This is a genomic window from Paucihalobacter ruber (assembly GCF_006494535.1).
Taxonomy (GTDB): domain Bacteria; phylum Bacteroidota; class Bacteroidia; order Flavobacteriales; family Flavobacteriaceae; genus Paucihalobacter; species Paucihalobacter ruber.
Window position 1 is genome coordinate 368,574 of the sequence record NZ_VHIQ01000001.1, and the last position, 25,160, is coordinate 393,733.

Consider the following 25,160-nt stretch of genomic DNA (forward strand, 5'->3'; position numbering starts at 1 on the left):
ATTGTTTTGATTGTTTTGATTGAAAAACCCACTCTAATTAGGAGTGGGCTTGGGTGTTTATTCTACTTCATGATGGTTACTGCCTTGGCCTTCAATTGGCTCGGTAAGACTCATTTCCATTTCGTGGTCATATTGGCAGCAGTTGGGCAATTCTTTGTAAGCTTCTTTGCTTCCAGCCACTTGATCAGTATCATAACCCGATGCTGCAATGGCCTTGTGAATGGTCATTTCATCGGTTTTGGAATCGTCATAAGCCACATTAATTTTTTTCAAGTCGATACTCCAGTCAGCTTTGATGACTCCATCCACATTGGCGGCAGCTTTTTCAATGGTTTTTTTGCACATTCCGCAGTTGCCTCGCACGCCAAAGGTGGTTTCGGCCATGGCTATTTCTTTCAATTCTTCAGTCACTTCTGTGTTTTCTTGTTTTTCTTCTGTTTGGTTTTTGCAGGAAGTCATTCCTATCATCGCTACAACGGCGATACTTAACATTACTTTTTTCATGGTTTTAAATTAAAGGGTTATTAATTGCTTTCAAATTTAATTATTCTCTTCTATTCGCTTTAAGTATGCTTTCATCAAAGCGATTTCTTCTTTTTGTAGTTCAATGATATCTTCTGCCAGTTTTTTGGTTTCCGGGTCTTTTAAATTGGCATTTTCACTTGTTAAAATTGCTGAAGAATGGTGCGGTATCATCGCCTTCATGTACTGCACATCCGATATCCCGGTTTGATTGCGCATCATGGAAAACACTACTCCAAATCCAATCACTGAAACCACTAAAATAAAAACGTTGAATTTTTTGTTTTTGTACATACCCCACATATATAACAGCATTACTACTGCCATAGGTGCGATCATCAGAAGCGTCATGTAAGCGCGCATGGTACTGAGCATCAAATGGTCGCTACTGGCTACATTCAAGAACATTACGGCATACATAATCACAAAGGAGGTAGCCATCATCAAGGCAAATTTTAGATACTTGTTCATTGTTTTTGTTTTAAAATTTTATTGTATACTATCAGTCACTTCACCACAACGAAGCATCACACTTCCAAAATACGGATTTTTTATCTCTTTTGAAAGGCTTAGCCAGTCGGCTCCCTGATTATTGTTTGCCATTGGGCAGTGCTGTACATAAATTACATCATCATACGGACCTGTTTGTTCGATAAACTGAATGAGTACATCTGAAATTGTTTGAAATTGTGAACGAAAACCTTCAATCTTCTTCTGATCGTTTGCCGACTCTAAGGCTGTTTTCATTTGTTTATCGAAAGCCATCCAAACATCGTTAGACTTTCCTTCAAAATACTTCATGTTGACTTTGCCCAAAGCATCCTTGAGGTTCTTTCCTGATATCAGAGCATTTTCAAAATTATCTTCAGCCAAATGTTCTTTCAGAGAGAAGTAATTTTTAAAAAGGGGCTGCAGTGCTATTTTTGCATCGTTCGTAAGTTTTACTTTTTCCGAAATATTTGGCACCTTTTCTAAATCGGAATCTCCGTGATTGTGTTCTGTATTAACACGCCCACCTTGCGGACTCATCATACTGGGTCTTCCGGAAAGTTGCACCGCTGCATCTATGGTAAATGCGCCATTAACCACCACTTCCTCACCTTCAGACAAACCACTTTTCACGATGTAATTTTCGCCCAATGCAGACCCCAAATTCACTTCCCGCAAGGCAAATCCATTACCCTCTTTTACATACACGATGGCGCGTTTTCCAGTCCATAAAATAGCCGATTTGGGCAGGATCATCTCGCTTTCAACGGTTTGTCTGGATGCTGCTTGTACCGTTCCCGACACGAACATTTCAGGCTTTAACTTTCCGTCTTTGTTGTTGACTTCAACGCGTGCCGTTGCGACGCGTGTTTGTGCGTTCATTAAGGGGTCTATAAAAGAAATGGTTCCTTCAAAGGTTTCCCCGGGGAGCGAATTCACCGTAAAAGTAATCTTACTCCCTTCATTCACCCAGTTCATCTGACTTTCATATACATCAAACAATACCCAGAGTTTACTTAAATCGGCTATTTCATAGAGTGACATTCCGCGTTCTACATAATCGCCCAATTCTACATTCTTTTTGGTAACTACCCCATTTACATCGGCTTGAATGGTAAAACGATCTAACGGTTTTTGATTGGCAATGATTTGATCAATCTGTGCATTGCTAATTTTCCAGTTACGCAATTTGGTTTTGGCCGCTTCAAAAAGTTCGGGTTGTGAGTTACGAATGACGTATGCCTGTAACAACTCTTGTTGGGCAGTGACCATTTCCGGCGAATAGATTTGTGCAAGGGTTTGTCCTCGGGAAACTTTTTCCCCTGTAAAATTGATGCGCAGTTGTTCAATTCTTCCTTGAATATGAGTGGTTTGAGAATAGGAATTGCGCTCGTCTACCTGCACTTTTCCGTTTAAACGAATGGTGCGTTCTGCATTGTCGGTTCCTACAATCATTGTGCTCACATTCGCCAGACGCAGGGCATTTTCGCTCATTACGAAGACCGTAGGATCTCCTCCTTGGTCTTCTTCCAAAGGAATGAGATCCATTCCACAAAGCGGGCAAGCACCCGATTCTGACTGCTGAATTTGCGGATGCATCGAGCAGGTCCAAATGGTCTCTCCGGCAAGTTCTTGATGGTTATGCTCATTTTCGGTGGTACCACTTACGCCAAAAATCAACCAGCCTAGGAATAACCCCAGTGCCAGAATGGCAATTGCTTGTATTCTATTTTTAGTTTTTGTTTTCATCTGTTAATATTTATTGTTTTTTTAAGGTCAGATGCAATGCCCACAAAATCATTTTCGGTTGGTTTACCATTTTGTTAATGGGCATTTCATAATTACTCTGTTTTATAACCTAAGTATTCCAGTTGTGCCTGAGCTATAAAGCCATTTTTCAAGGCTTCCAACTGTTGGGTTTGTATTAGTATTTTTTGTTGGTTCATTGTTAATATTTCTTCAAAGTCGGCCGTATTGTTCGCAAAACCGGCAACATACAAACGCGTAGCTTGATTGATACGCTCAAGTTGACTTTTATAAAGTTTTAACAGTTTTTCTGCCTGATTCAGCTCATAGCGTGTTAATTGAAAGCTGCTTTCCAAATTGTTTTGTTGTGCTTTTCGTCTTGCCGCTACTTCCACTTGCATAAATTCCACTTCCTTTTTTGCTGCTCTGTATTTTTTTCGAAAAATGGGAAGCGTTACCGAAACCATCGGCATAATGGCATCTTGCCCGTTATTTTCCGGATTGGCATCGGTACGTTTAGAAATAATTGAATAATCTATTCCTACACCAAATTTTGGTAAACCATCTTTTTCAATGGCGGTAATACGACTGTCTAAAGCCAACTTTTCACTTTCTAATGCCACCAAAGTGGGATGTTTTTCAAATAGAGGCTCATTTTTCGGTTCTTTCATTACAGAAAGGTTTTGTTCCAGATTTAGCGAATCCAGAATGGGAACACTTAAACTTTTCTCCCGATTTAAAAGCAGGTTGAATTGAACTTCCATTGGTTTCTTTTTGTCTTTCAACAACTCGATTTCGGTGATTAACGCTTCGCGTTCCATATCTACTTTTACCACATTCACCATAGGTGCATTGCCACTTCTGAAACCACTTAAGGCCAGTTCGCGATAGTTTTCGAGTATGGCTAAATTTTCTTCTTTCAGCGCCATAATTCTTTCCAGCGCATACAGTTCAGCATAACGGGATTTCACCTGAACAAATAACAAACTACGTTGATTAATATATTGATAAAACCGTGTCTGAGCAGCAGCTATTACGGCATCTTCTTGCGCTTTCAGCGTACCAAACCACGGGAACATTTGCACCAATGAAAACCTAGCTTCCTGAGCTCCAAGACGGGTTTCTATCATACGTCCAAAGGCACTTACACTTAGGCTTGGGTCTGGCAAACTCGCTACCTGCGGCGCTTTTTCTAAAGCGGCTTCAAAGCCTGCATAACTGGATTTTAGCTCCGGGTTGTTTTCGGCTGCTTCTTTAAGGTAATCTTCTAAGGTTTGTGAATACACGAACTGATTTCCAATACTTAGCACGAACACCACTAAAATTATATATTTAAACGTTGCTTTCATCTTATTCAATGGTTTCATTATGTTTGACAACAGATTCTCTCCAAGAAGCCTGTAATACCGGCACTACAAAAATGGTCATAATCTGAATGACCATACCACCCACAATGGGAATGGCCATAGGCACCATAATGTCTGAACCTTTTCCTGTGGAGGTCAATACCGGTAAAAGTGCAATTATGGTTACCGCTGTGGTCATCATTGCTGGTCGCACTCGTTTTAAACCGGCTTCCATCACAGAATCTCGCACCGCTTTTACGGTTTGCGGATTGTTTTTTTCAAATACCTGATGGATGTATGTCCCCATCAAGACCCCATCATCTGTAGCAATTCCAAAGAGGGCGATAAACCCAACCCATACCGCTACACTCAGGTTGATAGTGCCCATTTGAAAGAGGTTGCGCATATTCATATCGGCAATTGAAAAGTTCATAAACCAACCTTGACTGTAAAACCAAATCATTATAAAACCACCGGCAAACGCCACAAATACACCCGAAAAGTGGATGGATGAAGCAATAATGGTTTTGAACTGAAAATACAGCAAAAGGAAAATAATAATCAAACTGATAGGGATCACAACGGCCAAACGCTCCATAGCACGCACCTGATTTTCATAATTTCCGGAAAAGGTGTAGCTCACGCCTGCCGGCACTATTAATTCGCCTGAATCAATTTTACTGGCGATGTATTTTTGTGCATCTTCAACCACATTCACCTCAGCATAATCGGCTTTTTTGTCAAATAATACATAGCCTACCAAGAAGGTGTCTTCACTCTTAATCATTTGCGGTCCACGCACATAGTTGATTTCTGCTAGTTCGCCTAGAGGGATTTGAGCTCCATTTCCTGTGGGCACTAATATATTTTTCAGGTTTTCGGGATCATCGCGCAGTTCCCTTGGGTAACGCACTCGCACGGGGAATCGTTCTCTTCCTTCTACTGTGGTTGTGATTTCCATCCCTCCCACAGCGGTTTCAATTGTGCTTTGCACCTCTTCAATACTCAGACCATAACGGGCAATCGCCGGACGGTTGATGTCTATTTCAAGATAGGGTTTGCCCACTATCCTGTCTGCAAAAACGGCTTCGGTTTTTACTGAAGGAACTTCCTTGAGCAAGGCTTCCAATTGGGAGCCAAAATCTTCGATAGTTTGCAGGTCCGGGCCAAACACTTTAATGCCCATAGGTGCCCGCATTCCTGTTTGTAGCATCACCAGACGCGTTTCAATGGGTTGTAATTTAGGTGCTGAAGTCACTCCTGGCAAGCGTGTTACTTTTACAATTTCATTCCAAATATCATCAGGACTATTTATGTGCTCCCGCCAGTTTCTGAAATATGCTCCGTCTTTATCTTCGATTAAATAGGAATTTGAAAATCCATTGTTCAATACCTCCTCATTAGAAAGTGTATCACCCGATTTCAATACAAACCTTTTCTCCTTGTCTGTTTTAAACTTTAGCGGTTTACTGTTAGCATCTAAAGCATATTCCGGTTTGTAATTGATGACGTTTTCATACATCGATATGGGTGCCGGGTCGAGTGCGCTTTCAATGCGACCAAGCTTACCGACGGCTATTTCCACTTCGGGTATCGAAGTAACAGCAATATCGAGCTTCTGAAGGATGTCTTTTGTAGCTTCCATACCTGCGTGAGGCATCGCCGTTGGCATGAGTAAAAAGCTTCCTTCATCTAGTGAAGGCATAAACTCTTTACCCACCCCCGGAAACGTATGTGCCATGGTTGACCACGCGGCTGTTGCTCGGATATTGACCCCGACCTTGTCAAAACCAGTGGCAGCAAATCCAAATAGTTTAGGGAAACCAATCCAGATCATTGCTCCAAATAAAATAGTCACCAGGGGAAGAAGTAAAAACTTTCCTTTGTTTTCGAGGCACCAAGCGAGTATATGGCTGTAGTATTTTACTACACTGAAAAGGATGATCAATATAAACGCTAGCAATACCAATACAAAAATGTAGTTAGATACCAGCGAATTGCGATACCCAAGGGGCAACCATTCTTGGGTTAAAAACAAAATTGTAACTGCGAGAATTAACCCAAGAATGATTCGGGAAGTATTTTTCCCTAAGACTTCCGGTTTTTTGGTTTCAAGTATTTTTAAAATTCCTATTGCTGTTAGTGCCAAGGGCAACCAAAAACTGAAATACAACCACAAGGCAATACCCAAGACAATCAACAACACGTTAGAAAATTGTTTCCATTTTTCTTTTTTCACTTTAAAGTTGAAGGCGTAATAAGAAAGCATCGGTAAAATAACAATCCCCACAATAAAAGATGCCACAAGAGCAAAGGTTTTGGTAAATGCCAGTGGCCTAAACAGTTTTCCTTCGGCATTTTCCATAAAGAACACAGGCAGAAAACTCACCACTGTGGTTGCCAGGGCGGTGGTCACTGCAGGCGCCACTTCGATGGTTGCTTTATAGATGACATTCAATAATTTTTTGCCACGCGCTTCAAGATTTTCAGGGAGCTCGAGATGCCGAACCGTATTTTCGACAAACACAATCCCGACGTCGACCATGACACCAATGGCAATAGCAATACCTGAAAGCGCCACCACATTGGCATCCACCCCAAAATACCGCATCACTATAAAGGTCATTAAAACCGCTATGGGCAGCAAACTTGAAATCAGTAGCGAAGCCCTCAAATTGAGAACCAGCACAATAATCACAATAATACTAATGAGGATTTCGTGAGAGAGCGCGTGTTCCAAGGTGGAAATCGTTTCATTGATCAGCTGGGTGCGGTCATAAAAAGGAACGACGGTTAATTTACTAATCGTTCCGTCAGCCAACACTTTTTCAGGCATCCCTGAAGCCATCGCCGCTATTTTTAGCTTTGTATTTTCAATGACCTGTAACGGATTGGATCCATAACGCGCCACCACTACGCCACCAACAACCTCAGCGCCACCCTTGTCAAGCACACCACGGCGCTCAGCAGGACCCAGGGCAACTTTTCCTAAATCTTTAATTAAAACCGGTTTGTTGTCCGTTTGTGAAACAACGGTATTTTCAATGTCTTCGATGGATTTGATGTATCCCAAACCTCGCACCAGGTATTCCACCTTGTTAATCTCTAAAGTTTTGGCGCCGGCATCACGGTTGGAGTTTCTTACCGCCATCATCACCATATCAATACCGAGGTTGTAAGCCCTGAGGGCATCAGGGTTGACATCAATTTGATATTCCTGTACAAAACCTCCTATGGATGCCACTTCTGAAACACCTTCTGCTGCACTTAAACCGAGTTTTACATAGTAGTCCTGTACTTTTCGCACTTCGTGAAGATCCCATCCACCGGTGACATTGCCATCCCGGTCGCGACCTTCAAGGGTGTACCAAAACACCTGTCCAAGTGCTGTAGCATCAGGGCCTAGGGTGGGCTGTGCATCATCCGGCAACAAACCAGCAGGTAGCGAACTAAGTTTTTCCAGCACACGGCTGCGCGACCAGTAAAACTCCACCCCTTCTTCAAAGATGATGTAGATACTGGAGAAGCCAAACATAGATGTACTTCGAATGGACTTAACCCCTGAAATTCCCAACAATGAAGAGGTAAGCGGATAGGTAATCTGGTCTTCAATATCCTGAGGCGACCTTCCGGGCCATTCAGTAAAAACGATTTGTTGGTTCTCACCTATATCAGGAATGGCATCAACTGCAACAGGATCACTGGGAAGAAAGCCTGTATTCCAGTCAAAAGGAGCGGTAACCATGCCCCATCCTATAAAGAACAGCAGCAAGATAACTGTAACCAGTCGGTTGTGTAAAAAGTATTTTATGAGTTTTGAAAACATAAAAATTGAATTTGAATTTTAGTAACAAACAATTGCATGGTTTTAAAAAACCTACAATAAGCCTAGTAAAGTAGGCAGACTAAAATTTAAAATCAGATTAAGTATGTTTCGTTAAGAACAATTCGATCTAATGTGATTCGAGGCGGCGAATAGTCGTCAAAGGGAATATGCTTTTCAGAAAGCGGCTCAAAAAGATTGAAGTATGAGTAACTAAAGAGTAAGGCAAACTGTAGGGCTTGCAATTCGTGTTTATCAAAAGAAACCTTTAACTCTTTCTGACCTTCCACTGTGATAGTGATGTCTTCACAACAACTTGCTTTTTTAAAGGTATCACCAGTGGTTTTGGAATCCTTTTCCATCCCGCATTTTTTGACTTCAGAAAACATGGCCTTATCCACCAAATGCCCACCACAATAGTGCATATCCACAGTAAAAGACATCGTGGAAAACAGCACTAAAAGCGCCATTAATGGGCTCATTATTTTCTGAAAAACAGGAGTCATAACATGCAAATATAGGTAATTTTTTAATACAACGTATTTTTTAGAAAAAGCTTAACTATTTGGTTTTAAGTTTTTGATAGTAAAAAGCCGGCAGCAAGATTAAAAGAAGTATGGGTTGAATCAAAAAACGTCTGATATTAAAAAACAAATAGTAATCTTCTTGTCTTGGGTTAATTACAAAGTATAAAAAAGGCATCAAAAAAATTAAAAATGCCAACACATAGATGAGGAATGAAAAATGTACCACACCCCTATCTTTAAAAAACAAGTAGATAACACCAATTGAAATGCTACTATTAATAACATATCTAAGTGTTGTAAACATGATTAACTTAAAGGTTTCTCTTCGGGGAAAATCCATATACAAATAGTCATTTTGAAAAAAAAGCAGGTACGGATCATAAAATAATTCATGCTCAAAAACCCTTACCAGGACTAACAATCCGAAGAGCATTAAGATTAAAACTATTCTAAGCGGATTTAACATAAGATTTTTGTTGTTTAGAATAATAATAAACCCATAGCATCCATAGCACAAAAACCAGTCCGTAAATAATTAAAGGAAATACAACTGTATGCAACAAATCGCTTCGCCACGGATAACGATATAAACCTATACTTAAAACGGCTATTCTAAATAAGTTAATTGCATATATTAACACACTGCCCGCCAAACCAAACAAAAAGGTACTCTTAACTGAGGCCGAAAAGGCCATAACGAAAGACAGAAATAGAATAATCACACTTACCGAATTACAACCCTCTACCACACGTGCCACAAATTTGTTGTTGATTATAAGTTTCATTGAAGGTTCCATCTCATGTGGAGCAATTTCAGCCTTATAGCCTAACCCATTAATTAACAACTTACTTTGCTTTGCAACAAGATTAGTGACATAATCAGGGTAATATTTAGAACCATCGCTTAAATCGAGATAAAACTTATAAGAAAGGGTCATCAAACCATAAACAACTGCAAATGAAACAATGAATTTTATGACCAGTTTATATTTTTTAAAAATATCTTTCAAATATCAGTACTATTTTTGATGTGTTAAAGTTAGCCAAATTTAAATTTAAGCTAGCGACCTATTAAATACTTTTGCAAAAAAACACATCTCCATGTTTCAAAGTCTTAAGCAACAAGTAAAGCAAATTAGTAAACAATCCGAAATTGAAGTATCTGATAAACTTTTTCAAATTTGCCAATTACTCTCAAACAAAATTGAATACTACAATTGGGTTGGATTTTACTTTAGAAATGGCGACAAACAAGAACTGAAATTGGGACCATATGTTGGCGAGCCTACAGACCATACTATCATTCCATTTGGAAAAGGAATTTGCGGGCAAGTGGCCGTAAGCAATCAAAATTTTGTAGTACCTGATGTAAAGGCTCAAGACAATTATATTGCCTGTAGCATGACCGTGAAGGCCGAAATTGTAGTACCGATTTTTATCAATGGCGAAAATATTGGACAAATCGACATAGATTCAAATACCATAAATCCGTTTACGGAAGCCGATGAGCGTTTTTTAGAATTTGTATGTAAGGAAGTAGCAAAAGTATTAAAGAACAGCAACTATTTAAACCAAAACTTTTTAATTAAAGTATGAGTATCGAGTATAGTTCTCCAATAGCTTCTAAATAAATTACTGATTAAATACCAGTTCTGATAGCTTCCACCGGATCTAATTTTGACGCCGAGATTGCCGGAATAATTCCGGAAATAAGCCCAATTACTGAAGACAGTAAAAAGCCTAAAAACATATTTCCAAAGGACAGTACAAACTCAAATTCTCCGGTGAATTGAGACGCTACTAATGTGGCAATCCAAACTAAAAATAAACCTATAAGGCCACCAACCAGTGCTAAAATAACAGCTTCAAATAAAAACTGAAGTAAGATAAACTTATTTTTTGCACCAAGAGATTTTTGAATACCAATAATATTGGTGCGTTCTTTAACGCTCACAAACATAATATTGGCAATACCAAAACCACCAACCAGCAAAGAAAATCCGGAGATGAGCCATCCAATAAAATTCATGGTAGCAATAATACCATCAATAAACTGGGTAAATCCCGAAATTTTATTGATAAAAAAATTATCAGGCTCATCAGGTTTTAAACCCCTAAAAATGCGGATATTTTGTACCAAATTAGCTTCAAAGGCATTAATATCAACATCTTTAGCAGGTGTTATAATGATGGCTCCCGGTAGTCCTTGAGCACCTCCGGTTTTAAATTGCCTAACAAAATTTACGGGTACATAGGCTTTGTCATCGGGTGATTCAAAAAGTCCGGAACCATATTTTTTCAAAACACCTATCACCTGAAGTTTTCTTCCGTAAACTCTAATTTCTTTTCCAATTGGATATTCACTTTCAAATAAATTCTCGGCTACCGAATGACCCAAAACAATAACCGGCGCACCAATTTCAGATTCGGCCTCGGTATAAAATCTGCCTTCTGCAATTTTTAAATCTTCAATTTGATAGACGCCGTCTGTTATGGCAGTAACACCAACATTTGTTAAAGTTTGACCTCCGTAGCGTACCGTTTCAGAACCACCTAAAATTGCAAAAGCAATTGCTCCAATATCTGATACATTTCGTCTTACAAAGTCAAAATCTTTATATTCGGTTTGAGGAAAATTATCTCGCTGCCACCTTGGGACATCTGTTGGGCCAAACGAAAATTTTGTGAGATACATGGTATTGGTATCTAATCCTGAAAGTCCTTCTTTTATATTTCTCTCCAGAGAATCTACCGCCGCCAAAACAGCAATGATAGAAAAAATACCAACTGTAACGCCCAATAAAGATAAAAACGTTCTTAACTTATTATTTACCAGAGCACTGACTGCAAAAGAGAAACTTTCTGCCAGCACTCTTAAATAGATAATCATACACCAAACTTTTAACGGGTTAAAAATAGGACGTTTTCAACAATTGATTGTTACAAAATTATTGAATAAAGTGCGAGATTTCATTAAACTCTGTTTGTTATAATATGTACTTTTGCAACTTAAAACACAAGAACACATCATGAGTGATCCCAAAAAAATAAATTCGGCTTTAATATCGGTCTTTAATAAAGAAGGATTAGAACCGTTATTAGCCATTTTAGATAAGCTAAATGTCACAATGTATTCAACAGGTGGTACCGAAACCTTCATTAAAAATTTAGGTTATAAGGTAGTTGCTGTTGAAGATTTAACATCATATCCCTCTATTCTGGGTGGTCGCGTAAAAACATTACATCCCAAAATTTTTGGAGGTATCTTAAACAGGCAAAATGTTGATAGTGATATTGCTGAAATAGAAACTTATAACATACCTCAAATTGATTTGGTAATTGTAGATTTATATCCGTTTGAAAAAACAGTGGCATCAGGTGCAGACCATCAGGATATTATTGAAAAAATTGATATTGGTGGTATTTCACTCATCAGAGCTGCGGCTAAAAATTACGAAGATGTTACCTGTATTGCTTCAGTTGAAGATTACAGCGATCTTACCGAAATTTTAAAGAATAATCAAGGCCAAATCACCAAAGAAGAAAGAGCCAAATTTGCATCCAAGGCATTTAATGTATCTTCTCATTACGATACTGCTATTTATAATTATCTAAAAGGAAACAGTTCAGATAATTCATTAAAAATAAGCGAAACAAAAGGTCAAACCTTACGATACGGTGAAAATCCACATCAAAAAGGAAGTTTCTTTGGAGATTTTGATGCCATATTTACCAAAATTCACGGAAAAGAATTAAGCTACAACAATTTACTGGACGTAGATGCAGCCGTCAACCTGATGAACGAGTTTAAAAACGACGCACCTACTTTTGCCATTTTAAAGCATAACAATGCCTGCGGCGTAGCAACGCGTTCAACTTTGATCGAAGCTTATGACGCTGCCCTTGCAGGAGATCCGGTTTCTGCATTTGGCGGTATTCTCATTTCCAATAAAACAATAGACGAACCAACTGCCGGCGCTATCAATAATTTATTTTGTGAAGTGGTTATCTCACCCGGATTTTCAGATAAAGCTACTGAAATTTTAACGTCAAAAAAGAATAGAATTTTATTGATTCAAAAAGATATTAATTTACCTGAAACCAGTGTTAGAAGCTGTTTAAATGGCTATTTGGTTCAGGATAAGGATTTGGTTTCAGACAATGCCGAAAGCCTTAAATATGTTACCAATTTAAAACCGACAAGTACCGAAATTGAAGATTTAATTTTTGCGTCAAAAATCTGCAAACACACCAAATCCAACACCATTGTTTTAGCAAAAAACAAGCAATTGTGCGCCAGTGGTACGGGCCAAACAAGCCGCGTTGATGCCTTGAATCAGGCTATACACAAAGCTACATCCTTTAATTTTGATTTAAAAGGAGCCGTTATGGCCAGTGATGCGTTTTTCCCGTTTCCAGACTGCGTTGAGATTGCAGATCACGCCGGAATTACTGCAGTAATCCAACCCGGTGGTTCCATAAAAGACGATTTGAGCATTGATTATTGCAACAAAAATAATATTGGCATGGTATTTACCGGAATACGTCATTTTAAACATTAATTTTACTACTTTTACAACTAAACCGTTTTACAACTTAACCATTCAATTCATTTTTAAAAGCCCATGGGATTTTTTGATTTTTTCACCGAAGAAATAGCCATAGACCTTGGTACCGCCAACACACTTATAATTCACGAAGACAAGGTTGTTGTGGATGCACCTTCTATTGTTGCACGAGACCGTGTTACAGGAAAAATTACGCATGTTGGTCAAGAAGCCAATATGATGCAAGGCAAAACGCACGAAAACATTAAAACCATTCGCCCATTAAAAGATGGCGTTATAGCCGATTTTGCTGCTTCGGAAGAAATGATTAGCATGTTTATTAAAAACATTCCGGCATTAAAAAAGAAATGGTTTTCGCCTGCGCTACGCATGGTAGTTTGTATTCCATCAGGAATTACTGAGGTTGAAATGCGAGCTGTAAAGGAATCTTGTGAACGAGTTAACGGTAAAGAAGTGTATTTAATTCACGAACCCATGGCTGCGGCTATCGGTATTGGCATTGATATTATGCAACCTAAGGGGAATATGATTGTTGACATAGGTGGTGGAACAACAGAAATTGCTGTTATTGCTCTGGGTGGAATTGTATGCGACAAATCGGTTAAAGTTGCTGGTGACGTTTTCACAAACGACATTGTTTACTACATGAGAACACAGCACAATTTGTATGTGGGTGAAAGAACAGCCGAAAAGATTAAAATTCAAATTGGCGCAGCAACCGAAGATTTAGAATTACCTCCAGAAGACATGAGCGTTCAAGGTAGAGACTTACTTACCGGTAAACCAAAACAGGTTCAAATTTCTTATAGAGAAATTGCAAAAGCTTTAGACAAATCTATTTTGAGAATTGAAGATTCTGTAATGGAAACACTGTCTCAAACACCTCCCGAACTAGCGGCCGACATTTACAATACCGGTATATATCTGGCAGGTGGTGGTTCAATGTTAAGAGGCTTGGATAAAAGACTGTCTCAAAAAACAGATTTACCGGTTTACATTGCCGAAGATCCATTGCGGGCTGTGGTAAGAGGTACAGGAATTACACTTAAAAACCTTGCCAAATTTAAGAGCATACTTATAAAATAATAGCTTAGCATGCAACAAATTGTAAATTTTGTACTAAGAAATAAAACATTTCTTATGTTCATCTTGCTGTTTGCCGTTAGCCTTGCCCTTACCATTCTAAATAATAGTTATCACCAAAGCAAATATTTTAATTCTACCAACTTTGTTACCGGTAATTTATTTAAATGGCGAAACGGTGTAACGCAATATTTTAATTTACGTAGCCAAAATGAAGCGCTGTTAGAAGAAAATGAACGCTTAAGGCAAATCATCTCTAACTTACCTGAACAAGAAATTGTAGTTTCAGATTCTATTGATGAAGTATTAGGAATGTATAATATTTACACCGCAAAGGTTTATAAAAACAGTTACGCCTTACCAAATAATTACATCACCATAAATAAGGGATCAAAAGAAGGTTTAAAACAAGATTTTGGTGTCTTCACCTCACAAGGTATTTTGGGTATCCTTGATGATGTCAGCAAATCGTACGCCAGAGTACAATCGGTTTTAAACACCAAAAGCCGAATTAACGCTCAACTTAAAAACAGTAATCATATTGGTTCCTTAAGATGGAATGGAAAATCGGCAGAATTGGTTCAAATGGTTGACGTATCAAAATTTGCTCAAATTAAAGTTGGCGACACCATAGTAACAGGAGGACAATCTACAATATTTCCGCAAGGTATTTTAATTGGTGCTATTTCAAACTTTAAAATTGATCAAGGTGGCGACACCTATACAATTGATGTAACATTATTTAATGATATGACCAATATTGGTCACGTTTATATTGTTGAAAACAAGGCAGCAGAAGAAATAAAATCTCTGGATATTAATTGAAATGAATAACAACCAAACCGTTAAAATATTATCTTTTCTTTTGTTGGTTCTCGTTCAGGGATTGGTGCTTAATCACATAAATTTTTTAGGATATATCAATCCATTTCTTTACATATTATTTATTTTGATATATCCTACATCTAATAACAGAGTATTATTTCTGCTCATTAGTTTCTTTTTGGGCTTTGTAATAGATATCTTTTCAGATTCAGGAGGTATTCATGCAGCTGCGTCTGTTTTTTTAGCTTATATAAGACCCCCTTTATTAAAATTTTCCTTCGGAATGTTATATGACTATCAGTCTATTAAATTCAATCAGATTGATTTAGGTAACTTTTTTATATACACTACAATTGGTGTTTTTATACATCATTTTGTAGTCTTTATTTTAGCCTTTTTCAACTCAGAATTATGGTTAGAAATTTTAAAATCAACTTTATTTTCTTCAATTTTTAGTATTGTCGTAATTTTAATCATCAAAATTCTTTTTAGCACCAATCGAAAATGAGAAAATTATTGCTATTAACATCTGTAATTCTGGTAGGTTTCGTTTTTATTGCGAGACTCTTCTACCTGCAGATATACGACAGTAGCGAGTATAACATCTACGACGATAATGCCATACGAAAAGTTTACGATTATCCAAAACGCGGTTATATTTACGATAGAAATGGCAAATTACTGGTTGCGAACCAACCATCGTACGATTTAATGGTGATTCCACGTGAAGTGAAACCTTTGGACACGGTTGAATTTTGTAATCTTCTCAATATTACAAAAGAAGATTTTATTAAAATTTATAACCGTGCCAGAAATTATTCGCCGCGATTGCCTTCTGTCTTTGTACCACAGTTATCAAAAGAAGATTTTGGAACACTCCAGGAAAAATTGAGAAAATACGAAGGCTTTTACATACAAAAACGCTCACTCAGGTCCTATGAAACCTCAATTGGCGCTAATGTTTTAGGCGATATTGGCGAAGTTAATCAATCTATTATGGATAGAGATGACTATTACAAAATGGGTGATTTAATAGGCAAACAAGGTGTTGAAATTTCATACGAGCACATTTTAAGAGGAAAAAAAGGTATTAAATTCATTCAAAAAGACAGGTTTAACAGAGATATCGGACCTTATAAAAATGGGGTTTTTGACACCCTACCCGAATCGGGTAGAGATATCGTAATAACTATTGATGCTGTACTGCAGGAATACGGTGAAAAACTCATGCAACATAAACGTGGTGGCATAGTTGCTATAGATCCTAAATCAGGTGAAATTTTAGCCATGATATCTTCGCCTACATACAATCCCAATTTATTGGTTGGTAGAGAACGTTCAGCTAATTTTACTAAACTTTACAGAGATTCAATTGCAAAACCGCTATTTGATCGTGGCTTGCAAGCCCAGTATGCACCTGGTTCACCGTTTAAAGTAATGAATGCACTCATTGGTTTACAAGAAGGCGTTATTACTACAAGTGAAACTGTTGGTTGCAGCATGGGCTATTATTATAACGGAAGGCGCTTAACAGGTTGCCACAGTCACGCTTCTCCTGTTAACATGAATTCGGGGATAGCGCAATCTTGTAATGCCTATTTTGTAAATGTATATAGAAAAATTCTTGATAAATACAAGGATCCCGCAGAGGGTATGAATATTTGGGCCAATCACAACAAAAGTTTTGGCTTAGGCGGTTTTCTGAATAATGATTTATCTGTAGGGAGCCGAGGTAGAATACCCGATGGGGATTTTTACGACCGTGGTTATGGAAAAGGCAGATGGCGATCAACCTATGTGGTTTCTAACGCTATTGGTCAAGGTGAAGTTGAAGCAACACCCATACAATTGGCTAATATGGTCGCTGTCATTGGTAACAGAGGCTATTATTATACACCTCATATTATAAAATCTATTGAAGGCGAAGAAATCGATGAAAATTTTAAGAGTCCAAAATACACAACTATAGATGCCAAACATTTTGAACCGGTTGTTCAAGGAATGTTTGATGTTTACAATAAAGGTACCGCGCAATCATTACAAGTTCCGGGAATAGAAATTTGTGGTAAAACAGGTACTGCCGAAAATTTTGCCATCATAGACGGTAAAAAAACACAACTTACCGATCACTCTATCTTTGTTGCTTTTGCTCCAAAAGACAATCCAACCATTGCCATTGCCGTATTTGTAGAAAACGGTTACTGGGGCAGCAGATTTGCAGGGAGAATTGCCAGTTTAATGATAGAAAAATATATCAAAGGAGATATTACTCGCAAAGACATGGAAAAATGGATTTTAACCCATTCTCTCGAAGATGAATATGCCAAACCTTATTCTGGCCAACCTTTTAAAATTAATCGCGAAACTACCTTAAAAGTGATTGATTTATAATGGTGCAAGCGGATCATAAGAGACATTTTAAGTTTGATTGGATAACAATTTTACTGTTTTTAATTTTACTGTTTTTTGGATGGATCAATATTATATCGGCATCTACAACCGGCGAAATCACTAGTTATTTAGATCTAAATCAGCCTTACGGCAAACAACTACTTTACATATTTTTAACCTTCGGTCTAATCGCAGTTATATTGGCTATAGAAGCCAAATTTTACGAACGCTTTGCAAGCATTATTTATTTGGTGTCTTTATTGTCTTTAGTAGGACTGTTTATTTTTGGTAAAGAAGTAAACGGCGCCTTGTCTTGGTATGGCATTGGCAGTATTACAATCCAACCCGCAGAATTTGCCAAATTTGCAACTGCCCTGGCCATTGCTAAATACATAAGCGACTTAGAAACAGACTTAAAGACCATTAAAGATCAAATTAAATCCGTATTAATCATTACCATTCCTGCACTTTTAATCCTATTGCAAAACGACACCGGAAGCATGTTAGTATATGCGTCATTTTTCTTTGTTTTTTATAGAGAAGGAATACAACAGGTCTATCTTATTATAGGTATTGTTTTAATTTTAATCGCTGTATTATCAATTAAATTTGGCGTACTTATTACCGTAGGAACTTTTGCAGCTATTATACTGGCTATTTATTTTTTACTTCGGAAGAAGAAAATACAAATCATTCAACTTATAAGTGTGTTTTTGCTTATTTCGGTTATGTCTGTTGCAGTTAAATATGTTTACCAAACTGTTTTAAAACCCCATCAAAAAGACAGAATTGAACTTTGGTTAAGGTTAGAAAAAGACCCGGAAAAATTGCGTGAAATGCGTCAAACCATCCTATATAACTTAAACGAATCTGAAAAAGCCATTAGCAGTGGCGGAATAAAAGGCAAAGGTTTTATGGAAGGTACGCGAACAACCGGCAAGTTTGTTCCTGAACAACACACCGATTATATTTTTAGTACCGTAGGAGAAGAATGGGGATTTCTGGGTAGTGCCTTTGTAGTAATTGTATTTGTGTTGTTGATAGTAAGGATTTTATTTTTAGCAGAATCACAAAAAACTCAATTTAGCCGGGTTTATGGTTATGGTGTGGCTTCAATTTTGTTTTTTCACTTCACCATTAATATAGGTATGGTTATGGGACTTATACCAACCATTGGTATACCCTTACCGTTATTTAGTTACGGTGGCTCAGGGCTTTGGGCTTTTACCATCATGATTTTTATTTTTATAAAGCTTGACGCCAATAAAGTTAATGAATGGTAATAAAATAGAAACCACCACCATTTATTTAAATGGCGATGGTTTCATTCCATTAAATAAACAAACCTAAGGCCAGTAAAAACAATAACAGTAAAATACCGGCAAATTTTAACTTAGGCTTTTTTATAGGATGCTGCAAAACTCTTAACAAAATAAGATTTGCAACAATCGCTAAACCAACATATAATTGTGTTAGAATATAATCCATAATGATCGCAAATTATTGTCCTTGCCCTAACGAGTAACCTCTAACACCATCAAACATGTATAAGTTTTCGGTTTTGATGGTGTCTACATCAACTTCTACGGCCTTCGACAACACCTCAATAATATCGCTTTTAGATGGCGTTTTCCCATCTACAACACTAAATCTGCATCGCCAATGATCTGTACAAAAGGTTTCCTCAAATCCTTGTGGCCACACTTTTACGCCTCTATTGGTTATCATGCTTAATTGTAGTGTTTGATTATTCATTTTCTGTAATTTTTCGGCTATTATATCAGGATTGGTACCTTCCCAGTGCACAAAAACGTCAACTCCAACCAACTCTTTCTTGGCTTTTGGTTTTCTCACATGCCTTGGAATGGAAATAACACCCGAATTTTTAAGTTCTACCTTCTTAAGAGTCTTTGGTATTTGTCCTAGATTAGCAATAACAGCCTCAGCAAATTCTTTAGTACCAACTTTTTGAGTACTCACACCTTCTTTAAAAATATCGTAAGTATGAACGCCATCTTCCATAGTTTTTAACCAGGCATTTTGTACTTTTTCAGCAATTTCAGATTGGCCAATATGCTGCAACATTAAAATGGCTCCTTGTAATAACCCAGATGGGTTTGCCATATTTTGTCCGGCACGCCGCGGAGCAGAACCGTGAATAGCCTCAAACATGGCATGGTCATGACCAATATTTGCAGAGCCAGCTAAACCAACCGAACCAGTAATTTGAGCAGCCACGTCTGATAACACATCGCCATACAAGTTTGGCATCACAATAACGTCAAAAGCTTCGGGCGTATCTGCCATTTTTGCGGCCCCTATGTCTATAATCCAGTGCTCGTTTTCAATATCAGGATACTGCGATGCGATCTCATCAAATACCTTGTGAAACAAACCATCTGTTTGCTTCATAATATTATCTTTTGTGAAACAAGTTACTTTTTTCCTTCCATATTTACGGGCGTATTCAAAAGCGTACGTAACTATTTTTTCACAACCGGGGCGGCTAATTAACTTTAAACATTGAACCACCTCATCTGTTTGCTGGTGCTCAATACCTGCATATAAATCTTCTTCGTTTTCTCTTACAATCACCAAGTCCATATCGGGATGTTTGGTAGCAATAAAGGGGTGCAAACTTTTACATGGCCGAACATTAGCAAACAAGCCTAAAGTTTTTCTTGTGGTTACATTCAAACTTTTGTAGCCACCGCCTTGAGGCGTAGTAATTGGTGCTTTTAGAAAAATTTTATTTCTCCGAATAGTTTCCCAGGCTTCGTCTGATATACCTGCGGTATTACCTGCTAAGTATACTTTTTCGCCTACTTCTATTTCGTCAATTTCTAATTGCGCTCCGGCGGCCTTTAAAATCATTAATGTGGCATCCATAATTTCAGGTCCAATGCCATCGCCTTTTGCTACGGTGATTCTTGTCATAAATAATAGTTTTTTGATTTACTAGCGCAAATTTAAAAACCATTATTAATATAGTTTTATTTATGTTTTTTATATACTACATAAACATTTTTAATGCAAAATATAAAAAGAGTTCCATCTCAAATTTTCAATTAAGACTTCAAATTAAAACAAAATCAATTATCGGATATTAAATATAAAAACAATTCCAATAAAGACCTCACAGTCCCGAAGCTTCGGGATTGAAGTCTGTGAAGTCTTTACTCAACAATATTTTATTACTAAATTTAACGTACTAGCAGCAACTTATCAGTTCAAGTTTTTAAGCGCAGCTCTAAGGGTATCGATCTTAGCAAGCGCATCGGCCTCCTTGTTCCTTTCGTTTTCAATAACTGTTGGAGGTGCATTATTTACAAAGCGTTCGTTTAACAGTTTAGATTGAACAGACTTTAGGAAGCCTTCGGTGTAACTTAATTCCGCTTTTATTTTGGCAATTTCTTCCTCAATATTTACTTTTCCGGCCACCGGAATGAAATACTCATTACTCTGAACCCTGAAACTTAATGCACCTTCGGGTGCCAATTCAACACTTTCTATATTTGAAACATTACCCAATTTTTGTATAACAGGGTTGTAATTTTCAGATATGTTTAAGTTATTAATAACAGCCAGGTCAATACTGTCTTTGAAAGGAATATTTTTTTCTTTTCTAATAGATCTAATACCTGAAACAACTTGTTTTATTAATTCGAAATCTGATATGATTAGATGGTCAAATGCTATTACCTCCGGATAAGATGCCACTATTAAAGCTTGGTTTGTATTTCTATTTTGAAGTAACTGCCAAATTTCTTCAGTTAAGAATGGCATAAAGGGATGAAGGATTTTTAAATTGTCTTCAAATAATTGTTGTACCTCATTAAAAGTTTTTTGATCTATGGGGTCTCCATAGCCGGGTTTTATCGTCTCTAATAACCATGAACAAAAATCGTCCCAAATGAGTTTGTAAACGCTCATTAAGGCATCACTCAATCTAAATTTTGAGTAGTGATCTTCAATTTCTCCAAGAACACTTTGAAAACGGGCTGAATACCATTCAATAGCAATTTTAGATGATTCGGGCTGTTCGATTTCTGCAACTTCCCAGCCTTTTATCAGCCTGAAAGCATTCCATATTTTATTAGCAAAACCTTTTCCCTGATTACATAAAGACTCATCAAACAATAAATCGTTACCGGCGGCGGCACTAAGCAATAATCCCACCCTAACACCATCGGCGCCATAATTTTCAATAAGTTTTAAGGCGTCAGGACTATTTCCTAGGGATTTAGACATTTTTCTACCCTGTTTATCTCTTACCAAACCGGTGAGGTAAACATTTTTAAATGGAATATCGTTTTTAAACTCAAATCCTGCTACTATCATCCTTGCAACCCAGAAAAACAGAATATCTGGTCCGGTAACCAAATCATTAGTTGGATAGTAGTAATTAATTTCTTCATTGTTTGGGTTATTAATCCCATCAAAGACAGAAATTGGCCATAACCATGAGGAAAACCAAGTATCTAAAACATCGGCATCTTGTTTTAAATCTTCGAGATTTATTTGGTTGTTACCTGATTTTTTGCGCGCAAGATCTAGTGCTGCTTCACGGCTTTCTGCCACTACAAAATCATCTTCGGCATCACCGTAATAGTAAGCCGGTATTTGCTGACCCCAAAGTAGTTGACGCGAAATATTCCAATCGCGAATATTTTCCATCCAATGCCTGTAGGTGTTGTTGAATCGTTTTGGAAACAACCTAATAGTTTCATCTTGTAAAACTGCCTTTATTGCGGGCTTGGCTAGGTCTTCCATTTTAAGAAACCACTGCTCAGACAAGCGCGGTTCTATAATAGCCTTGGTACGTTCTGAAATCCCGACTCTATTGGTATGGCTTTCAACTTTCACCAATGCAGCGATAGATCTTAACTCTTCAACAATTTCGGGTCTTACAACAAAACGATCTTTACCCTGATAATGCAAACCATAACTATTAAGAGTGGCATCTTCATTAAAAATATCGATGATTTCCAACTGGTGTTTTTCACCTAAAACTTTATCATTTTCATCGTGGGCCGGTGTTACTTTTAGGCATCCTGTTCCAAACTCCATATCTACATAGTCATCCTCAATTATTGGAATTACCCGGTTACAAACAGGCACAATAGCCTTTTTCCCCTTCAAATGGGAAAAACGTTCATCGTTGGGGTTGATACAAATTGCGGTATCGCCCAAAATTGTTTCGGGCCTTGTGGTAGCAATGGTAAGGGTTTCATTACTTCCTTCAATTTGATATCTTATATAATATAGTTTACCATCTTGATCTACGTATTCAACCTCTTCATCGGATAGTGTTGTTTTTGCCTCCGGATCCCAATTAACCATACGATATCCGCGATATATCAAACCTTTATTAAACAAATCAACAAATACCTTGATAACTGCAGCACTCATATCATCATCCATGGTAAACTTGGTACGATTCCAATCGCATGAACAACCCAATTTTTTAAGTTGTTCTAAGATGACGCCACCATATTCGTGTGTCCAATCCCAGGCGTGTTTTAAAAATTCTTCTCTTGTTAGGTCATTTTTGTCGATGCCTTGTTCCTTTAATTTGGCTACTACTTTAGCCTCAGTTGCAATAGAGGCATGATCGGTTCCTGGCACCCAGCAGGCATTTTTACCGTGCAAACGCGCACGTCTTATTAATACATCCTGAATGGTGTTGTTTAACATATGGCCCATGTGTAAAATACCGGTTACATTTGGTGGCGGAATTACAATGGTATACGGTGTGCGATGATCTGGTTTTGAACTGAAATAATTGTTTTTCATCCAGTAGTCGTACCATTTGCGCTCTACCTTTTTTGCATCATAATGTAACGGAATTTCCATACTTTGGTACTGTTTTTGATATAGTAAAGGCAAAAGTACTGATATTTATTTTTTAATGAAATAATTGCATGTTTAAACTTTTTTAAAGCAATGTATTTAAGTAAAACTATGCATTACGTCTATTTTATTTTGTTAGAAACTAAAAACAGATTAATTTTAAACTTTAGAAAAACCCAAAAACAATGAAAAAATTAACTACAATTTTATTTTTTGGCTTACTATCAGTAGGCTTATTTGCTCAAAATAAAGTAGCCAAAATTGAATTTAAAACCGATACCATTGATTACGGAACTATCGAAAAAGGAGCCGATGGTTTAAGAACCTTTGAGTTTACCAATACTGGAGATGCGCCATTAATTATTACTGATGTAAAATCTACCTGTGGTTGCACCGTGCCAAAATGGACCAAAGAACCAATTATGCCTGGGCAAGGCGGCGAAATTCAGGTTAAATACGATACCAATCGTGTCAACCCTATTAGAAAAACAGTCACTGTTATTTCAAATGCCGAAACACCAACTGTTTCATTAAAGATTAAAGGCACAGTAGTTGACAGCACAAAAGATAATCCGCTTGAGAAAAAAGCCAAGAGCCTAATCGAACAGTAAAATTTCAAATAAATGAATGCCCTCGTTTCGGGGGCTTTTTTATTGGAATAAATCCTTCAATTTAAACTCAAACGACATTTCCTTGTCATTTCTGTCGACCACCATTTTAACAGTGCTTCCTGCCTTTAGGTAAAACAATTTATTAACCTGTTGTAGTGACAAATATTGAGTAGGTTTTCCGTTAATAGAAGTTACAACATCCCCTATTTTTAAACCGGCTTGCTCTGCCACAGAGTTTGTTCTAATTTCAACAATTTGAAAAGCAGGTTTTAAATTGTAACCATAGGTTGTAGCCGACATTAAGGTAGTTCCTGATTCATTTTTGCGGCCATAAACATCAGTAACATGTGCTTTAATTATTTCTCTTACCAAACGCATCCCTCGTTGCTCTATTACGATACCACTTTTGTTGTATTCGAAGGGTAGGCTATAATTTGCATTCTTTTTTAAGGTTAATTGATTTCTGTGATAATCAAAAATTAAATTAAACCTTCTTAATAAACCACCCGAAATACTGCCACTTCGCTCTTTAAAGGAACGCGCCAAAAAAATAGCAGAAGAATCAGGGAAAGCAGTATTTACCATAGAAAATTCAAATTTGTTTATTTTGAATTTTTCCACTTTCGATCTTTTACCATAAACATTTCCACTTAAGCCTCTACCAAGGTAATCGTCAAAATACTTATTCTGTAAAGGCTTTATGCCGAGAGAATCATCTTCAAATAACCACAAATCATCACTGCCGCCAGTATCTATCAACAACTTCAACTTTTTTGGTTTATTATCAAAATAACCAATGGCATCGAGATAAGGTTTACCATTGCTGAAACTTAAATTTAAGGTTTCGCACTTTTTACAACGCTTGTATTTATAAGTTTCAGGATTGTGAAGTTTTAAAAATTTAGCTCTGTAATTTATTTCAACCACAAAATCTTTTAATAGGTCAAACCCTATAATGCCATGTACTGGCACTCCTAAAATAGGCGTAAAGTTAATGGAGTTATCAAAAACAACAAAAATCTCCTGATTAACATTCAAAGCTTTACCTACTTTAACGACATTGCTCTTAGACCTTATAGCATTAATACTACCGTCTGCTCCAAGACCTCTCAACGGTGTTGTTTCATAATTTTTTAGCTGAAGACTATCAGCAAAATTCAAAATATTAAATAGTATGGGTCGGCTCACCCCTGTATCTAATATAAATGAAAGTTCAACCCCATTTATTGACACCGGTAAGACCATTAAATTATCAATAAGTTCAAATTTAATTTTATCAGATTCGGTATTCATCAAGCTGAATCTATTCTGACTAAGGCCAGAAGAAATGAGCATCAAACTCAGGATAAAAAAAAGTAAATAATTTTTCAATTTCA

The 25,160-nt window shown here is 37.3% G+C and carries 20 protein-coding genes; 8 read left to right on the forward strand and 12 right to left on the reverse strand.

All coding sequences use genetic code 11. The features are described from left to right. Positions 1 to 57: 57 nt before the first annotated feature. From FJ651_RS01635 to xrtF, 8 genes are all read right to left on the reverse strand, one after another. Positions 58 to 504, reverse strand: a complete 447-nt coding sequence (locus tag FJ651_RS01635; protein ID WP_140988649.1) for a heavy-metal-associated domain-containing protein — start codon at positions 502 to 504, stop codon at positions 58 to 60. Positions 505 to 540: 36 nt separating this feature from the next. Then, entirely contained in the window at positions 541 to 993 is a 453-nt protein-coding gene (locus FJ651_RS01640) for a DUF305 domain-containing protein (RefSeq protein WP_140988650.1), read from the reverse strand. 18 nt (positions 994 to 1,011) lie between these two features. Further along, on the reverse strand, positions 1,012 to 2,760 hold the full coding sequence (locus tag FJ651_RS01645; protein ID WP_140988651.1) for an efflux RND transporter periplasmic adaptor subunit: 1,749 nt from the start codon (positions 2,758 to 2,760) through the stop codon (positions 1,012 to 1,014). Positions 2,761 to 2,852: 92 nt separating this feature from the next. After that, positions 2,853 to 4,106, reverse strand: coding sequence for a TolC family protein (locus FJ651_RS01650; RefSeq protein WP_216746055.1), 1,254 nt, complete (start codon positions 4,104 to 4,106; stop codon positions 2,853 to 2,855). A 1-nt stretch (position 4,107) separates the two neighbouring features. Further along, positions 4,108 to 7,929, reverse strand: a complete 3,822-nt coding sequence (locus tag FJ651_RS01655) for an efflux RND transporter permease subunit (protein WP_140988653.1) — start codon at positions 7,927 to 7,929, stop codon at positions 4,108 to 4,110. Positions 7,930 to 8,021: 92 nt separating this feature from the next. Continuing rightward, a complete protein-coding gene (locus tag FJ651_RS01660) occupies positions 8,022 to 8,432 on the reverse strand; it encodes an HYC_CC_PP family protein (RefSeq protein ID WP_246085289.1) in 411 nt (136 codons plus the stop codon). Between the two features lie 55 nt (positions 8,433 to 8,487). Continuing rightward, on the reverse strand, positions 8,488 to 8,919 hold the full coding sequence (locus tag FJ651_RS01665; protein WP_140988654.1) for an exosortase F system-associated membrane protein: 432 nt from the start codon (positions 8,917 to 8,919) through the stop codon (positions 8,488 to 8,490). After that, entirely contained in the window at positions 8,903 to 9,463 is a 561-nt protein-coding gene (gene xrtF, locus FJ651_RS01670) for an exosortase family protein XrtF (protein WP_140988655.1), read from the reverse strand. Before xrtF ends, FJ651_RS01665 begins: the two co-directional genes overlap by 17 nt. A gap of 91 nt (positions 9,464 to 9,554) precedes the next feature. Between xrtF and FJ651_RS01675 the strand changes: the two genes are divergently transcribed. Beyond that, the gene (locus tag FJ651_RS01675) at positions 9,555 to 10,049 is read left to right on the forward strand and encodes a GAF domain-containing protein (RefSeq protein WP_140988656.1); all 495 of its coding nucleotides are present in this window, start codon (positions 9,555 to 9,557) and stop codon (positions 10,047 to 10,049) included. Between the two features lie 43 nt (positions 10,050 to 10,092). On the opposite strand, the gene FJ651_RS01680 is transcribed toward FJ651_RS01675, so the two are convergent. Further along, positions 10,093 to 11,343 carry an ABC transporter permease gene (locus FJ651_RS01680; RefSeq protein ID WP_140988657.1) on the reverse strand — a complete coding sequence of 417 codons (1,251 nt, stop codon included), beginning with the start codon at positions 11,341 to 11,343 and terminating at the stop codon, positions 10,093 to 10,095. Positions 11,344 to 11,482: 139 nt separating this feature from the next. Here FJ651_RS01680 and purH point away from each other — a divergent pair, with 139 nt between their 5' ends. The 6 genes from purH to rodA all read left to right on the forward strand — a co-directional run bounded on the left by purH (position 11,483) and on the right by rodA (position 18,603). Next, positions 11,483 to 13,015 (forward strand): bifunctional phosphoribosylaminoimidazolecarboxamide formyltransferase/IMP cyclohydrolase, encoded by a 1,533-nt coding sequence (gene purH, locus FJ651_RS01685; protein ID WP_140988658.1) that lies wholly within the window; start codon positions 11,483 to 11,485, stop codon positions 13,013 to 13,015. A 63-nt stretch (positions 13,016 to 13,078) separates the two neighbouring features. Then, the gene (locus FJ651_RS01690; RefSeq protein ID WP_140988659.1) at positions 13,079 to 14,107 is read left to right on the forward strand and encodes a rod shape-determining protein; all 1,029 of its coding nucleotides are present in this window, start codon (positions 13,079 to 13,081) and stop codon (positions 14,105 to 14,107) included. A 9-nt stretch (positions 14,108 to 14,116) separates the two neighbouring features. After that, a complete protein-coding gene (mreC, locus tag FJ651_RS01695; protein ID WP_140988660.1) occupies positions 14,117 to 14,929 on the forward strand; it encodes a rod shape-determining protein MreC in 813 nt (270 codons plus the stop codon). A gap of 1 nt (position 14,930) precedes the next feature. After that, positions 14,931 to 15,437 carry a rod shape-determining protein MreD gene (mreD, locus tag FJ651_RS01700; RefSeq protein ID WP_140988661.1) on the forward strand — a complete coding sequence of 169 codons (507 nt, stop codon included), beginning with the start codon at positions 14,931 to 14,933 and terminating at the stop codon, positions 15,435 to 15,437. After that, positions 15,434 to 17,320, forward strand: a complete 1,887-nt coding sequence (locus tag FJ651_RS01705; RefSeq protein ID WP_140988662.1) for a peptidoglycan D,D-transpeptidase FtsI family protein — start codon at positions 15,434 to 15,436, stop codon at positions 17,318 to 17,320. The genes mreD and FJ651_RS01705 overlap by 4 nt, the downstream gene beginning before the upstream one ends. A gap of 2 nt (positions 17,321 to 17,322) precedes the next feature. After that, positions 17,323 to 18,603, forward strand: coding sequence for a rod shape-determining protein RodA (rodA, locus tag FJ651_RS01710; RefSeq protein WP_394348076.1), 1,281 nt, complete (start codon positions 17,323 to 17,325; stop codon positions 18,601 to 18,603). Positions 18,604 to 18,820: 217 nt separating this feature from the next. On the opposite strand, the gene FJ651_RS01715 is transcribed toward rodA, so the two are convergent. Continuing rightward, entirely contained in the window at positions 18,821 to 20,257 is a 1,437-nt protein-coding gene (locus FJ651_RS01715) for an NADP-dependent isocitrate dehydrogenase (protein ID WP_140988664.1), read from the reverse strand. A gap of 288 nt (positions 20,258 to 20,545) precedes the next feature. Then, the gene (locus tag FJ651_RS01720) at positions 20,546 to 23,176 is read right to left on the reverse strand and encodes a valine--tRNA ligase (protein ID WP_140989022.1); all 2,631 of its coding nucleotides are present in this window, start codon (positions 23,174 to 23,176) and stop codon (positions 20,546 to 20,548) included. Positions 23,177 to 23,358: 182 nt separating this feature from the next. Here FJ651_RS01720 and FJ651_RS01725 point away from each other — a divergent pair, with 182 nt between their 5' ends. After that, complete coding sequence (locus FJ651_RS01725; RefSeq protein WP_140988665.1) at positions 23,359 to 23,784, forward strand: DUF1573 domain-containing protein; 426 nt, start codon at positions 23,359 to 23,361, stop codon at positions 23,782 to 23,784. Between the two features lie 39 nt (positions 23,785 to 23,823). Here the strand turns inward: FJ651_RS01725 and FJ651_RS01730 are convergent, their stop codons facing one another. Next, complete coding sequence (locus FJ651_RS01730; protein WP_140988666.1) at positions 23,824 to 25,119, reverse strand: pepsin/retropepsin-like aspartic protease family protein; 1,296 nt, start codon at positions 25,117 to 25,119, stop codon at positions 23,824 to 23,826. Positions 25,120 to 25,160: the final 41 nt, after the last annotated feature.